This window comes from Marinomonas phycocola (assembly GCF_047525455.1).
In the GTDB taxonomy this organism is placed as follows: Bacteria; Pseudomonadota; Gammaproteobacteria; order Pseudomonadales; family Marinomonadaceae; genus Marinomonas.
Genome location: NZ_JBLIXL010000001.1, coordinates 229138 through 243880, shown reverse-complemented (window position 1 = coordinate 243880; position 14743 = coordinate 229138). Strand labels below are relative to the sequence as shown.

The 14743-nt window shown below is 39.7% G+C and carries 13 protein-coding genes and 1 tRNA gene; 3 read left to right on the top strand and 11 right to left on the bottom strand.

Features of this window, described 5'->3' with window-relative positions; genetic code table 11:
- Positions 1-349: 349 nt before the first annotated feature.
- The 7 genes from ACMUMJ_RS01190 to ACMUMJ_RS01160 all read right to left on the bottom strand — a co-directional run bounded on the left by ACMUMJ_RS01190 (position 350) and on the right by ACMUMJ_RS01160 (position 6328).
- Positions 350-679 (bottom strand): hypothetical protein, encoded by a 330-nt coding sequence (locus tag ACMUMJ_RS01190; protein WP_414676968.1) that lies wholly within the window; start codon positions 677-679, stop codon positions 350-352.
- The gene (locus tag ACMUMJ_RS01185; protein WP_414676967.1) at positions 676-846 is read right to left on the bottom strand and encodes a hypothetical protein; all 171 of its coding nucleotides are present in this window, start codon (positions 844-846) and stop codon (positions 676-678) included. The genes ACMUMJ_RS01190 and ACMUMJ_RS01185 overlap by 4 nt, the downstream gene beginning before the upstream one ends.
- 403 nt (positions 847-1249) lie before the next feature.
- Positions 1250-1759, bottom strand: coding sequence for a hypothetical protein (locus tag ACMUMJ_RS01180; protein ID WP_414676966.1), 510 nt, complete (start codon positions 1757-1759; stop codon positions 1250-1252).
- 462 nt (positions 1760-2221) lie between these two features.
- Positions 2222-2653 (bottom strand): GNAT family N-acetyltransferase, encoded by a 432-nt coding sequence (locus tag ACMUMJ_RS01175; RefSeq protein ID WP_414676965.1) that lies wholly within the window; start codon positions 2651-2653, stop codon positions 2222-2224.
- 162 nt (positions 2654-2815) lie between these two features.
- Positions 2816-4744: a molecular chaperone HtpG gene (htpG, locus tag ACMUMJ_RS01170; protein WP_414676964.1), complete on the bottom strand. Its 1929-nt coding sequence runs from the start codon at positions 4742-4744 to the stop codon at positions 2816-2818.
- Between the two features lie 161 nt (positions 4745-4905).
- On the bottom strand, positions 4906-5607 hold the full coding sequence (locus tag ACMUMJ_RS01165) for an O-methyltransferase (RefSeq protein WP_414676963.1): 702 nt from the start codon (positions 5605-5607) through the stop codon (positions 4906-4908).
- Positions 5597-6328, bottom strand: a complete 732-nt coding sequence (locus ACMUMJ_RS01160; RefSeq protein WP_414676962.1) for a DUF599 domain-containing protein — start codon at positions 6326-6328, stop codon at positions 5597-5599. The genes ACMUMJ_RS01165 and ACMUMJ_RS01160 overlap by 11 nt, the downstream gene beginning before the upstream one ends.
- Before the next feature lie 343 nt (positions 6329-6671).
- Here ACMUMJ_RS01160 and ACMUMJ_RS01155 point away from each other — a divergent pair.
- Positions 6672-6756, top strand: a tRNA-Leu gene (locus ACMUMJ_RS01155).
- A 152-nt stretch (positions 6757-6908) separates the two neighbouring features.
- On the opposite strand, the gene pyrC is transcribed toward ACMUMJ_RS01155, so the two are convergent.
- The 3 genes from pyrC to ACMUMJ_RS01140 all read right to left on the bottom strand — a co-directional run bounded on the left by pyrC (position 6909) and on the right by ACMUMJ_RS01140 (position 11012).
- The gene (gene pyrC, locus ACMUMJ_RS01150; RefSeq protein ID WP_414676961.1) at positions 6909-7943 is read right to left on the bottom strand and encodes a dihydroorotase; all 1035 of its coding nucleotides are present in this window, start codon (positions 7941-7943) and stop codon (positions 6909-6911) included.
- A gap of 159 nt (positions 7944-8102) precedes the next feature.
- Positions 8103-8669, bottom strand: a complete 567-nt coding sequence (locus ACMUMJ_RS01145; protein ID WP_414676960.1) for a hypothetical protein — start codon at positions 8667-8669, stop codon at positions 8103-8105.
- 474 nt (positions 8670-9143) lie between these two features.
- Positions 9144-11012, bottom strand: coding sequence for a DEAD/DEAH box helicase (locus ACMUMJ_RS01140; RefSeq protein WP_414676959.1), 1869 nt, complete (start codon positions 11010-11012; stop codon positions 9144-9146).
- A 615-nt stretch (positions 11013-11627) separates the two neighbouring features.
- Here ACMUMJ_RS01140 and ACMUMJ_RS01135 point away from each other — a divergent pair.
- Both ACMUMJ_RS01135 and ACMUMJ_RS01130 read left to right on the top strand, forming a co-directional pair.
- Positions 11628-11942 (top strand): hypothetical protein, encoded by a 315-nt coding sequence (locus ACMUMJ_RS01135; RefSeq protein WP_414676958.1) that lies wholly within the window; start codon positions 11628-11630, stop codon positions 11940-11942.
- A gap of 128 nt (positions 11943-12070) precedes the next feature.
- Positions 12071-12751, top strand: a complete 681-nt coding sequence (locus tag ACMUMJ_RS01130) for a helix-turn-helix transcriptional regulator (protein WP_414676957.1) — start codon at positions 12071-12073, stop codon at positions 12749-12751.
- 122 nt (positions 12752-12873) lie between these two features.
- On the opposite strand, the gene ACMUMJ_RS01125 is transcribed toward ACMUMJ_RS01130, so the two are convergent.
- The gene (locus tag ACMUMJ_RS01125; protein ID WP_414676956.1) at positions 12874-14691 is read right to left on the bottom strand and encodes a methyl-accepting chemotaxis protein; all 1818 of its coding nucleotides are present in this window, start codon (positions 14689-14691) and stop codon (positions 12874-12876) included.
- Between the last annotated feature and the right edge of the window lie 52 nt (positions 14692-14743).

Below are 14743 nucleotides of genomic sequence, written 5' to 3'. Positions count from 1 at the left end.
ACCATCTAATTTTTAAAATATAGACTGCAAAATTCATGTAATTAACCTGTGTCGTTTAACAATCTGAATTGTATCAATGATGAGTTTAGTAACGAACCCATTCAATTGACAGTTATTTTAATCATGCAAAACAACGACAACTGGCGGAGGATAGCCTAGCAATTGGCATAGCAACTTCGAACGAATCTTAATTTAATTGTTTGTTAACGGGCATTCATTCGTAACCAATTTAGCTGTTGATGATAAGCGGTTTGATTGTAATTAGTTGAATACAAATTCATAAAGCCATGCAAGTAATCTACTTGTATGGTATTTACATTTTTCTTTTTCGATAATTCTCTTTGTAGCTCTAGCACATCAAAATGAGGCTTTTTTTGGGAAAAATCAACTCAACTTCAAACTGAGGATTAACGTCTTTAAAGTTTCTAATTTGAGAACCATAATAGCAAATTGCACGGTTTATATTTTTAACAGGGTGCTTATCAGACAGCCTCCAAATGATAGAAGCACCGACACTAAAACAAATTAGGGTGCTCACAGAAATCATTGATGCCATCGTTTTTAGTAGTATTGATAAATAGCCTTCAAACCCAACGTTCTCCATAAAGTAAGAATGGGCTTCTGCTTCATCTTTAAAAGCCATATCGACGCCACCATAAGGAGCAGCAGAGAAACTCATAATGATGTTTCCAGTAACTCAACACCAATGGCAAGTTCTACTAATATTAGCGTTATCCACTTAAATAAAGAAAGTTCCGATTTCAGTTTTTCACTTCGTAAAAACACCGTAGACAGGTAACTTTTGCCATTAAAATCTTGTTTATCTAATACTTTTAAACTCTTCATTTGCTACATTTCATTAAATTACATAACTATTAAGGAAGGTGCGAATAAGTCCTCTTGTCTCAGCATGTGGATAAAAGCCGGCTATTCGAGGCGAGTATCGAATGTGAATAGCGGGCCTATTTTCGAGATACTCAACAAAGAATACTGGCTTTTAGACCATGCCCTGCGAGTCTTAGTAGACTTATTCGCACCTTCCTTAAGCAGTTATACCTCGGTGCAGCCATGGTTATAACCGCCTGTTGAACGGCCGCTTTATTTATGTCTCGGTGTTTTTTGTATTTTCGAAATCCACTTTTTAAAATTTTTCGAATTCTAAGTGTTAGTCAAAAAATTAGCAGCGCAGGAGCAAAACCAACTATTTTTGTCCCTGTTTAATGGCTTGTAATGCAGCTTGGCAGCATTATTAAAGCTTAATTATCTCGCCTCCTTCGATTACGATAGCTGTAACATTTGTTTTAATTGAACCAGTGCCATTAGTTACCATGCTCAGCAGTTTGTCATAATTCTCCCCACCAATGAATTGATTATCCTTGAATACATAGAGCAAATTAGCTGTAGATTTCCCCCCTGGCTTGATATTTTCTTCACTATTACCATTAATTTTTAAAACTACATCTCCGAATGGGTCTAAAAATTGAGATGTGAATTTAACTGCGATAACATTTTTATCTAATAGATTGGTGAATAAAGGCATGAAGTGGATGGATTTTTGAGAATATTTATCTGTTTTGTGTTCAAACATATGAGACTCAACCTTGAGCATAGCTTTATTCGCACTAGACTTGATTTCAACTATCTGATAGGTCCCATCCTTATTTAAAATTATTGTTCTTCCATCTGTTGTTTTAACTGTCTCTGCATATACGCTCGACACAAATAAAGCGATGATCATGTTTAAAACCAAATATTTCATATACTCTCCGTAATTTTTAGGAATACCCTAGCTGCATAACGAGGTTGTAGAAAGAAAAACCGTCTCAAAAATAACGTTAAAATAAACCTAGGGAATTTGCTTTTTCAAGATTGGCGACGTCCCTGTTTATATCGCGGTGTTTTTTGGCACGTTTCGAAGACTTTTCAAAAATCTCCGTGCTTCCTTACACTTTTACTCGAATTATAAGTATTAGGCAAGCAATAACCATCAATACAGCTAATCCAATTATTTCAAACCGTTAACTTCCGTTTTATATGAACAACTCGATCAAAAGCACAATGGCTTTTGTCTTTTCTGCGCTGACGACGACAGTGACGCAAGCAGAAAAGGCGAAGGCAAATGATCCATTTTATTGCATTTCACACTGTCGAAAGGCGCCTGAGGCTTTTCCAACGCGCTTTGGCCGACGAGCATTAACCATTCATGACTGTGGTGATGACACTAGAGCCTAACCGCCATTTTATAGTAGGGAATGTCTCCTTTATAAAAGCAGCTTCCTTCTGGTTCTAAACCGAATTTTTGATAGAAGCTGATGGCGCTTTGACGAGCGTCACACCAGAAGTACGTTACGCCCGATTCTTTTAAACGCGGTATGACGGATTCCAGTAAAAAGCGTCCTGCTCCTTGCCCTTGATACTCTTGCAGTGTGCCGAATTTACGCAACCGTGCAGTTTCATTGTTTCGATAAAACGAGCCAACACAAATCAAGGTATCCGCTACGATGACGCCGTAATGCATACCAAGCTCATCGTCTTCTACTTTGGAGAAATCCATCGGTTTATTTGGCCAAAGAACTTGATGACGGATCGGTAGCACGTCTGCGGCGGTGAGTTCAACGAGTTGGAACATAGCGATCTTTAAATCTTGTTTCATAATAAGTGCGATGAATCGTTACCATTAATTAGACATTAACGACGATAAATATAGAATACAAAAAGCCGCCTGTTATTGCTAACAGACGGCTTGATAGTAGGCCTCATTAAGCAGTGATGTTCGGTGAATGACGCTCAATTAAGAGTGTCATTCAGTACACAATTATTTGCTTAATTGAACAATCAGTTTGTTCATACGATTAACAAACGTTGCTGGATCTTCAAGTTGACCACCTTCAGATAATGTTGCTTGTTCAAACAGCAACCAAGCCATATCAGAGAAACGTTCTTCGTCTGATTCGCTGTCCATTTTCACCACGATTGGGTGCTCTGGGTTGATTTCTAAACTGGGTTTAGACTCAGGCAAATTCTGACCTGCTTGCTCAAGTAAACGGCGCATTTGTAGGCCCATATCGTATTCACCAACTACTAGACACGCTGGAGAAGACGTTAAACGATCCGTTGTCTTAACGTCAGTTACTTGATCTTTTAAGATCTCAGTCATGCGCTCTAACAATGGCTTCATTTTTTCAGCTTGTTCTTCTTTGGCTTTTTTCGCTTCTTCTGAATCGTCTTCAGCAAGGTCTAATTTGCCTTTCGTGACATCTTGGAACGATTTACCATCAAATTCTTGCAGAGAAGACATCATCCATTCATCAATACGATCACTTAGTAGTAAGACTTCAAAGCCTTTCTTACGAAGGATTTCTAAATGAGGGCTGTTTTTCGCTGTATTGTGGCTTTCAGCGTAAATGTAGTAAATTTTATCTTGACCTTCCGCCATACGCTCAATGTAACTAGCCAAAGAGTGAGTTTGCTCAGAAGCATCGTCATGAGTTGTGCTAAAGCGCAATAGACCAGCAATTTTATCTTTATTACCCATGTCATCGGCTGGGCCTTCTTTGATAACGTTACCAAACTCATCCCAGAAAGACTGGTACTGCTCAGGCTCATTTTTCGCCATTTTTGCCAGCATGTCTAAAACACGTTTCGTCAATGCAGAACGCATGGAATCAACAGCATGGTCATTCTGTAGAATTTCACGGGAAACATTCAAAGACAAATCATTAGAATCCACAACACCTTTTACAAAACGCATGTAAGGCGGTAGGAATGCTTCTGCTTCATCCATAATGAAAACGCGTTGTACATACAATTTAAGACCGCGTTGCATATCACGGTTCCAAAGATCGTATGGCGCTTTAGAAGGAATGTACAACAAGCTTGTGTATTCCAACTTACCTTCAACTTTATTGTGAGACCACTTCAAAGGGTCTTGGAAGTCATTAGAAACGTGTTTATAAAATTCTTTGTATTCGTCTTCAGAAACATCATTACGACCACGTGTCCACAATGCTTTTGCAGAGTTAACCGCTTCGAATTCTGGCGCTTTACTTTCGTCAACAGGCTTTGGATTGCCCTCTTCGTCCATTTCTGGGTAAACCACTTTTTCCATTTCAACAGGAATGGAAATATGATCAGAGTACTTAGTGATTAGCGTACGTAGACGATAACTTTCAGCAAATTCCAGCTCATCTGCTTTTAAGTGCAATGTGATACGTGTGCCACGAGTGGCTTTTTCAATAGTTTCAATGGTAAATTCACCAGAACCATCAGAAACCCAACGCACAGCTTCGTTCTCTGCTACACCGGCATAACGCGTTTCCACAGTAACGGAATCCGCAACGATAAATGCGGAATAAAAGCCCACACCAAACTGACCGATTAACTGGCTGTCTTTTTTCTCATCGCCACTTAGTTTTTCCAAGAAAGACGCCGTACCAGACTTAGCAATAGTCCCCAAGTTTGCAATGGCGTCATCACGTGTCATACCAATACCATTATCATCAATAACAATCGTTTTAGCGTCTTTATCAAACTCAACACGGATACGTAGATTAGGATCTTGAGCTAAAAGATCGGAATTAGAAACCGCTTCAAAACGCAGTTTATCAACCGCATCGGAAGAGTTAGAAATTAGCTCACGTAGAAAGATTTCTTTATTAGAATACAAAGAGTGAATCATCAAATGCAGAAGTTGCTTTACTTCAGTTTGAAAACCTAACGTTTCTTTTTGTGTATCAGTTGTCATGCTACAAATTGCTCCTCTAATATGACCGACCACTTAAAAAGTGATCCTTGTTAGTTCTTACGAATACTCACTAGGTAATGCCATTAAGAGGGATTTCAAGAGAAGAAACTTTAAAAAACTCAACAAAATTCAAATATAAAATGAAATCAAAACAGAAACATTTATTTTTTACGAATTATGGTTAATCCATCACCAATGGATAGCATGGAAACATCCACGTCTTGATCTTGATAGACCAACGTATTGAGTTCACGAACAATTTTTGTGTCTTTGTCAATAAACGCCTCATCGGCAACATTGCCCCACCACAAGGTATTGTCTATAGCGATACAGCCACCCGAACGTAGTAACAATTTACACGCGTGGTAATACTCGATCAGGTTGGCTTTGTCTGCATCGATAAAAACAAAATCAAACGTCCCTTTTTCCGTTTTAATAAGACTCGTTAACGAATCTGATGCTTTTCCACACACCGTACTGACTTGATTACTTAATCCAGCTTTTTCTATGTAACGACAAGCAATGTCTAGCCACATTTGTTTTTTTTCCAATGCGATCAACTTAGCGTCTTTACTCATCGCTTGCGCCATGGAAAGCGTGCTGTAACCTGTGAACACACCAATTTCTAACAGTTTTTTAGGCGAGGTTAATTGAATCAGCAATGCCAAAAATTGTCCAACTTCAGGCGAGATCTGCATTCTCGACATGTGATATTGAGCCGTTTCTTTACGTAATTGTGTTAACAGCTCCGACTCACGCACTGAATGAGACACTAAATAGTCATACAGTGCGTCATTCATTTGTACAGTACGGTTTTTAGGTGCCAAATCATCTGGCACCTGTGCAGGAAAATTAGGAAGCATGTTCTTTAATAACCAATCCACGATTTAGAGTTTTAAAGGTCTTTGAGCGAAATTCTCGACGGTATAATACAAGCACAACGCACAAGCTGCTCACCATACAAAAATACGGCCCAATAAACCAGCCACAAAAAGCCATAGCAAAATAATAAGCACGTAATCCATAATTGAATTGATTGGCGGCGAGCGAACACACCTTCGCCATGTGCAACGCATAATATTCTCTTTCTTCATCGGAGGTGCCGACTTCAGATGCCAAAGGCGCACTGCCCACTAAAACAGAACAAAAGTTGTATTGACGCACAGACCACGTAAAAGTGAAGAAAGCATAAGCAAAAATCACCACCAACATGATAATTTTCAACTCCCATTCACTTGAGCTACTTGGTGCAAGAATGTAAAAATCAGAGATCACATCAATGGCTTTTTCTGAATAGTTAAACGCCGTAAAAAGACCGGCGATGATAATCAAAGAACTGGACGCGAAAAACAAACTGCTACGTTCCAAATTGGCCATGACCGATGTGTCCGCAATACGGTTATCACGCTTTAATAATCGGCTCATCCAAGCAATACGATATTGATGTAACACACTAACTAAACACGTTTTTCGACGAGAATTGTATTGTGCGTACCACGCATACCCCCACCAGCAAAACAAAAAAAACATAAGTGTTAATACGTTTACCGTATTTAACATGAATAGATTCGACAACATTGCCATACGGTACAACCTAACCCATCAATACATTGAGATCTTTGCACGAGGTCATGAGCGACGATAAGACGAGGCAAAAACAGACGAAAAAGCGGGGTTTATGCGTTATAAATGCGCATATTTGAGTCTGTTTTTAACAAAGTATTAACAAGCGTAGTAGTCGTGTAAAGGTCTCACATTAGAATTTCTTTATTTAATCATGTTCTATTTCACATGTCTCAACTGTATTCCTGATTTATATCCGTGGGAAACATTAAAATAATTCATCTATTGCATCTATTCGTTAAGTTCCTTAAAAAACACTTGCCCTAATATTTAAAAAGCGTACTATTCATCGCACTTCATTTATGCGGATGTGGTGGAATTGGTAGACACGCTGGATTTAGGTTCCAGTGCTTCACGGCGTGAGAGTTCGAGTCTCTCCATCCGCACCATCTATAGTATCCAATTAAATTACAATCTCAAAAATTCAATCCTATTTTTAAATTTTACAGTTATTACGTTTTTTTTGGCACAAAAAAGTCAACACACATAATGCGTTGACTCCTCTTGCGTTACCTATCCAGTCAGTTATACGTATTCTGTATCACGCTTTTAATGTCCAACTTACTTCTTTCCCAGCAAAGAATGGCACGATCAAATCACCACCAGGAAGAACAATGCTTTCTGGTACACGCCACGACTCTTTAACCAAAGTCACGGTCTCTGTATTACGCGACAAGCCATAGAAATCCGCACCATGTAAACTAGCAAAACCTTCCAATTTATCCAATGCGCCCAACTCATCAAACACTTGCGTGTAAAGCTCTAGCGCTGACCATGCACTGTAGCAACCTGCACAACCACAATCCGATTCTTTTCTATGCTTCGCATGAGGAGCGGAATCCGTCCCTAAAAAGAATCGATTAGAACCCGATGCCACTACCGCTCGAAGCGCTTCTTGATGAGACTGGCGCTTCAGAATCGGCAAGCAGTAATTATGAGGGCGAATACCACCATCCAGCATATCATTACGATTGAGCAATAAATGCTGAGGGGTAATCGTTGCCGCCACACCATCTCGTGCAGACAATACAAATTCCGCTGCGTCAGCCGTTGTAATGTGTTCAAAAACCACTTTCAATTGAGGAACACGCTCTACAATTTTCACCATGTGTTGATCAATAAACTCTTTTTCACGATCAAAAATATCAACGTGTTTCTGCGTCACTTCACCATGAATTAAAAGCAACATACCCTCTTCGGCCAAGGTTTCAAACACAGGATAAAGTGAGTCTAACGAATTCACCCCTGAATCCGAGTTTGTCGTCGCACCAGCAGGATACATTTTCGCAGCAACAGCACCAGCCGCTTTCGCCTGCCTAATGTCTTCAATGGATGTTTTATCTGTAAGATAAATCGTCATTAAAGGCTCAAAGTCAGAGCCCACCGGACGCGCCGATAGAATTCTCTGCCGATATTCAGCGACCAAAGCACCCGTTGTAACAGGTGGAACCAAATTTGGCATAACAATCGCTCTTGAGAAACAGCGCGCAGTCGCTGGCACCGTTTCTTGTAACATATCGCCATCTCTAAAATGTAAGTGCCAATCGTCTGGTTTTACTATCGTAATTTGATTCATACTCTGCCTATTGAGTTGATTTCATTAAAATTGGGTAATGGTTATTATCGATCAAACCATTTATATAAAGCTGCACACATGCATTGTTGTAACGTTAAAGTCAATTTTTGTTGACGATATTTTTGGTTTGGATCAAGTTAACCTTGTAGTCTTGTTATTTTATATGATTTTAAATGGGTTAACTAAATATTTGTCGTCAACTAAAATTGACGAATCTAGTTTTTGAGAGAGGTGATAAATGGCTTCAATTGATAATCTGGAAGAAGCATTTGCTGCCGTAGTAGCTTTACGAAATACAGCAGATAATTTGGAACGAAAGTCGGTTGAGAAAGCTATTGAGCAAGGCTGAAGCTGCTCGCAAATAGCGAGATCTCTAGGAGTGTCAAAATACGCTTCTTTTTCACTCTCGTAGAAGCCCATTCTCTTAATCTCACTTACCTTCTCTCTCATAAAAGTAAATGGCGTATTCAATACCAAAGGCCCTAAGTCAGGACTTGGCCAACTGTATGCAATCAAGCTATAAATGGGCTTTGACTGCAATCCGCCCCGCGCTAAAAACATCAAGCCAAGAACAAATACCAGACTTACTAAAACATAACCTCCAATACCCACCTTTAACTGTGGAAGCCTATTTTTCATTGATGCCATAGCAATAATAAGAAATAAAGTGCTGCACGTAATCACAACTAGCAACCAATATTCCACCACCAGTTGCGAGGTCTGCATCGAACATCTTTCATCATTGATAAACTTTCGGAACCTCTTCGCTTTCCAGTGTAAGGGAAATACCCAGAATCAATAGATTTAAAACCAATGAAAACCCATTAACCAATAGAAAGTAACCGAGAAAAACGTTAGGAACAAAGCAATTCCAACCTTTAAACCAAAACAACAAGCTCAAGACTAAAGATGAATTCAACAGAGCAATAATGCTGCCTCAAAGCGCACTCCGTGCAAAAATGCATAAAAAAACGAACCTAACCACAAGATACAATATAAATAACAACACACCACATTTTAAAATAAAAAGAAAAGATGACATATTTATCTTATTTTTAGCATTACTATGTATGCTCTGACATACAACAGCAATTTCCTAAAGCACTTTTTTGGGCCATTTTCCCATAGACAAGCAAAATCCAAAAGCTATAGGCAAAAAAAAGACCGCTTAGAGCAGTCTTTTTGAAAAATCAATTAACGTTAGCTATCACGACGTGGAGGGCGCGGGCGTCTTTCACCGCCTTCACCATTACTGCGACGACGACGCTCACCACCACTGGAGTTGCGACGACCACCATCACGGCGACCACCATCACGACGACGACCACCATCACGAGCACCAGAAGCCGTGCGGTTATTTAACGCATCCGCATCTTCTAATATCGCAATGTCAGTCTTTTGACCGCAAATACGTGTAGCAGATAATTTAGGCATTGACGTTTTTGCTAATTCAGTTGGTAAATCAACAGTCGCAAAATCTTCATAAATTTCGATGTGCCCAATGTAACGACTTTCAATTTCCGCTTCATTCGCAATCGCACCTACAATATTACCTGGCTTAACACCATCACGATAACCCACCTGAACAACATAACGAGTCATGTCGATACTTGGATCGTCTTTAAGAGGCATAGGCTCTTTAGTCACTGGATTCTGTTTACGAGGTGGACGTTCAGATCGATCACCACGCTCACGACGCTCGTTACGATCGTTGCTACGCTCACGCCTTTCTTGACGAACTTCCATTTCATTCAAGAGTAGAGGCGTTTTTACTTGAGCTAGATAAGCCAAAGCCGCGGCTGTTTTAATTGGATCTTGGTCGTTCTCTTTTTGATACCCCTGAACAAGCTCCAAAAAGAAATCCAGATTAACATTGTCAATTGTATCTGTAATGCCCTGTTTAAAGCGTTCAATACGTTGTTGATTAATGTCAGAAGCCGTTGGCAATTGCATTTTTTCAATTGGCTGACGTGTTGCACGCTCAATCGCTTGCAACATTCGACGCTCACGAGGCGCAACAAACAAAATTGCAGTACCGGAACGACCAGCACGACCAGTTCGACCAATACGGTGAACGTAAGATTCTGTGTCGTATGGAATGTCATAGTTTACAACATGACTTACACGCTCCACATCGAGACCACGAGCCACTACGTCCGTCGCAACAAGAATATCAATCTGTCCACTCTTAATACGATCAACCGTACGTTCACGTAGATTCTGACTAATATCACCATTTAATGCTTCACAAGCATGGCCGCGAGCAGTCAATTTTTCTGCAAGTTCAACCGTCGCGGCTTTTGTGCGAACAAAAATGATCATGCCATCGTGTTCACTCATTTCAAGAATACGAGTCAAGGCATCAAGTTTATGCAACCCACTTACTTGCCAGTATTTTTGAGTGATTGTCATTGCTGTTGATGTTTTGGTAACAATTTTCACTTCTTTTGGATTATTCAAATGGCGGTTAGCCACTTGACGAATCACATTTGGCATCGTCGCAGAGAACAAAGCAATTTGACGCTGAGAAGGAATTTGTTCAAGAATCCACTCAACATCGTCGATGAATCCCATACGTAACATTTCATCAGCTTCATCTAAAACCAATGACTTAATGCCATCCAACTTCAGTGTTTTACGACGAATATGATCCATTACGCGGCCAGGAGTACCTACAACCACTTGCACACCACGACGTAGTTGACGTAGTTGAGTGTCGTAAGACATGCCACCGTAAATTGGCAATACGTGGAAGTCTGGTAAATGACGAGCATAACTTTGAAATGCTTCAGAAACCTGAATTGCTAGCTCACGAGTTGGCGCAAGCACCAACAATTGGGTTGTTTTATCTGCAACGTCTATGCGCGATAACAGCGGTAGCGCAAACGCCGCTGTCTTACCAGTACCCGTCTGCGCTTGCCCTAGAAGGTCATGACCTTCTAATAAGAATGGAATACTTTGCGCTTGGATAGCCGATGGCTGCTCGTAACCGAGATCAGCAACCGCTTTAAGAATAGGGGCAGCAAGGCCCAACGAAACAAATGTAGGCTGATTATCAGCGTCAGACATGTAAATGAATACCTTTTAATTGATGGAGCAAGGCCCATTCATTTTTAGAATAGCCTTACAAATACTCGAGTAAAAAACTCGGTGCCGAATACTACAACATATTAGAAAATTACGCCAGTCGAGTTCTTGCTAATATGCGACTAATTAAAGTCGAAAGCCGCCATTTGTCAAGCTGATCAATAAAAACAATAGTACAGGAATTTAACAAATGGATTTTAACTGACATCACTTCCTATCAAAACCGATCAGAATCCACTAAAAAATACAAAAAACTCTCTAAAAGCAAAGAAATCAGCTAGTTCCGCACAAACAAAACAGTATTATCTAATAATCAAGTATCCACCGCTCAGTCTAAGAAGAACAATAAAAAAACAGCAGTACAGAGCGTTTGTTAGTACAAATTAAAAGCACCATAAATATCTAAAGAGCACTTTATTCCTCCCATTTACTGATTGTTCCTAACTCTCTTCCTTTGTTTAGCTCTCCAACGTTTATCCAGTATATTTTATCCCTACCAAACCCTACTGACACTACACTGTCAGTAGGGGTGACTTATACTTTTCCTCGCTCCAGAAACACTCATTCAAATATTTTTTACAATCAAAGGAAAAGAAAATGACGAACATTGTTGAACAGGTACAATATCGCTTAAAACAAGACGCATCTGAAAAGGATTTAATTGCATCAAGTAACAACCTCAACCTTTGGGTAAAAGAGCAAAAAGGTTTTTTATATAGGAGTTTGGCCAAGTCTGCTGAAGGTGTATGGATAGATATTATCTATTGGCAAGACATGAAGTGCGCATTAGATGCCAGTAAGGCATTTGGTAGTACAACCGAAGGGCAAGCGATGATGGAATTTATTGACGGATCGACTGTGATCATGCAGCATTTAGAAGTCATGACACAAGTCGCTCATGACGCTATGTAATAAAAGCAACAACCCCAAAAAAACCATGTGTCTTTCCCCTTTAAGATACATACCATAGACACACCATTCTTGTTTATTGTAGGTACCACCCACTTAAATAAGAATGGTTTTTCAATAAAGAGGAAATAATGCGTAAAGCGGAGCGGTTATTTCAAATTCTCACACTAATGCGTGGCCGTAGAACGGCAATAACAGGCCAACAGCTCAGCGATACGCTTGAAGTGTCCCTAAGAACCATCTATCGAGACATTGACGCTCTACTGTGTTCCGGCGTTCCCATTGAAGGTGAAGCTGGGGTTGGTTACTTCTTACGAGCGGGATATCACCTCCCACCATTGATGTTCAGTGCGGAGGAAAGCCTGGCATTGCTGTTAGGAAGTAAAATGGTGCAAGCATGGACAGACCCTGAGTTAGCCAAAGCAGCCAACAGTGCCTCAGCTAAAATTCTAAGCATACTGCCTGATGATTTATTAACCCAAGCAAGCAATCTACCTTACGAAGTTCCCTCATTTAATAACACTCTGGACAATCGCATCGTCCATGGAATATTGCGCCAAGCCTGTGAAGCACACTATAAAATCTTCATTCATTACAGTGATGAAAAGGGACAATTAAGTCGTCGCTGCCTTTGGCCTTTGGGCCTTATCTTTTGGGGGCAGCGGTGGACGTTAACCGCATGGTGTGAGTCCCGAGATGACTACCGTCATTTCCGATTAGATCGAATCAAAAATATCGAAACGCTTGATACTCATTACCCTTTCCATACTGAACGCAACTTAAAGCACGTTATGCAACTGTTATGCAACTAATTAAATAACGCTTTCATACTTCCGTACAATATTATTAATCATACAATATAGATGAAAAATATTGTACGGAAAGAATCAACCTTGTCATTTGAATTCAGGTTGTTTAGCAAAATCTTAATAAACTAACGCAGTGTAAACTGCCTTAACAAGGAATCTAAATTAATCGCTAATTGATTTAGGTGTTTAGATTGACCCGCTCCATTCTCGGCATTTTCAAAAAAGTCTAATGACGCATTTTTAATGGACTCCGTGCTTCTCGCCACTTCACCAGTCACTTGATTTTGCTCTTCAGCGGCAGTAGCGATGTAAGCCGACATATCATTAATTTCTTGAATAGAGTCTTTAATTTTAGCGAAGCTGCTGTTCGTTTCAGATGCATTTTTAACACTGAATACAGCTAACTCATGACAGTTCTCCATGGACTTAACTGCAACCAATATAGTTTCGTTGAATGAAGTAATCATTGATGAAATTTCTTCCGTCGACTGATGAGTGCGTTGCGATAAAACCCTAACCTCATCAGCAACCACAGCAAAACCACGTCCTTGTTCACCTGCACGAGCCGCTTCAATCGCAGCATTTAAAGCCAGTAAATTTGTTTGTTCTGCAATACCACTAATAGTCTCCACGATAGAGTTAACTTGAAGACTTTGTTTCTCTAATTGAGAAATAATACTAGTCGCGCTATTTACCTCACTAGACAGTTTATTAATGGAAACCTCGCAACTTTCAGCCACCACTTGACCCTGGTTTCCTATTTCCACAGAATGGTTTGACGCTCTTGCTGTTTTTTCAGCATTTTTTGCTATTTCATGCGTTGCTGACGACATTTCAGTCACTGCAGTAGCTACCATAGTAATTTCATCTTGCTGAGCTTTTGTACTTTTAATTTGATTCGCCGCCGAATTAGAAACCGATTTAGCTTCCGTCGTTAATTCAGATGTTACATCTTCAATTTTCAATAAAATATCTTGTAAATGTTGCGCGAAATTATTGAAATTACTAGCAAGCCGACCAATCTCATCGGATGAATTAACCGGGATACGTTTCGTTAAATCCCCATTACCTTCAGCAGCCAATTGCAATGCACTAGAAACTGTCGTCAAACTAGAAAGCAAAATTTTAATACCTTTTGAGGCAATCACTAAGAAAACAACAATTAACACAATAGCCAATACAATCAAGAAATTCATTAAGTCTTTGACTGGTTGAAACAATACAGATTGCTGACCTGACATGATAAGATAGAAGTTCGTTCCTTCTAAAGGCGTTTTAGAAACAAAATAACCTTCACCATCAAAGTTCAATTCAAAAACCATGTCATTTAAACTATCATCTTGAATCATATTAAGGGTTAAATCTGTATCTAATTCTGAAATAGGCTTAGTATTAAATGCCGATTCAGGATGTACGATAACAGTACCGTTTTGCGCAACGATAAACGCAAAACCATCACCAGGAACATATAGCCCTTTAATTGTCTCCAACATATAACCTAAATTGATAGTGCCGGCCATAACCCCCAGAGTATGACCATTGTTTATCACTTTTTTAGCCACACTAACAATCAGTGCACCTGATGCAGCAGAGGTGAAAGGGGCTGTAGTAATCACATCATCACTCTCTAATGCAGCTTTATACCACCCTCTTTTTCTTGGATCGTAGTTTTTGATTATGTTCAAACCTTCTGGCATATGCATATCCCCATTTGGCAAACCATAATATGCTTTTGATAAACCAACACCTTCTTGCACAGCAACTAACATTTCTGCGATATCCGCATGTTCTGTTTTTCCACGAACCGCTTTTGATAAAGACACCACCCCATCTCGCTGAACTTTCAACCAGTTCGATAATCGAGTAGCGTTAACCTTCCCTATGTGCAATAAATCGTCTTCAATGGTTACTTGCGTTTGCTTATTGATATTGTAGATAGACACAACGGTTAAAATACCTGAAAGAAATACAAGCATAAGCGAAAAAGTTATAAAT

Excerpts from the sequence above, each read along its gene's own strand:
- ACMUMJ_RS01190 (WP_414676968.1), bottom strand. The coding sequence starts at position 679 with ATGAGTTTCTCTGCTGCTCCTTATGGTGGCGTCGATATGGCTTTTAAA.
- ACMUMJ_RS01185 (WP_414676967.1), bottom strand. The coding sequence starts at position 846 with ATGAAGAGTTTAAAAGTATTAGATAAACAAGATTTTAATGGCAAAAGT.
- ACMUMJ_RS01180 (WP_414676966.1), bottom strand. The coding sequence starts at position 1,759 with ATGAAATATTTGGTTTTAAACATGATCATCGCTTTATTTGTGTCGAGC.
- ACMUMJ_RS01175 (WP_414676965.1), bottom strand. The coding sequence starts at position 2,653 with ATGAAACAAGATTTAAAGATCGCTATGTTCCAACTCGTTGAACTCACC.
- htpG (WP_414676964.1), bottom strand. The coding sequence starts at position 4,744 with ATGACAACTGATACACAAAAAGAAACGTTAGGTTTTCAAACTGAAGTA.
- ACMUMJ_RS01165 (WP_414676963.1), bottom strand. The coding sequence starts at position 5,607 with ATGCTTCCTAATTTTCCTGCACAGGTGCCAGATGATTTGGCACCTAAA.
- ACMUMJ_RS01160 (WP_414676962.1), bottom strand. The coding sequence starts at position 6,328 with ATGGCAATGTTGTCGAATCTATTCATGTTAAATACGGTAAACGTATTA.
- pyrC (WP_414676961.1), bottom strand. The coding sequence starts at position 7,943 with ATGAATCAAATTACGATAGTAAAACCAGACGATTGGCACTTACATTTT.
- ACMUMJ_RS01145 (WP_414676960.1), bottom strand. The coding sequence starts at position 8,669 with ATGCAGACCTCGCAACTGGTGGTGGAATATTGGTTGCTAGTTGTGATT.
- ACMUMJ_RS01140 (WP_414676959.1), bottom strand. The coding sequence starts at position 11,012 with ATGTCTGACGCTGATAATCAGCCTACATTTGTTTCGTTGGGCCTTGCT.
- ACMUMJ_RS01135 (WP_414676958.1), top strand. The coding sequence starts at position 11,628 with ATGACGAACATTGTTGAACAGGTACAATATCGCTTAAAACAAGACGCA.
- ACMUMJ_RS01130 (WP_414676957.1), top strand. The coding sequence starts at position 12,071 with ATGCGTAAAGCGGAGCGGTTATTTCAAATTCTCACACTAATGCGTGGC.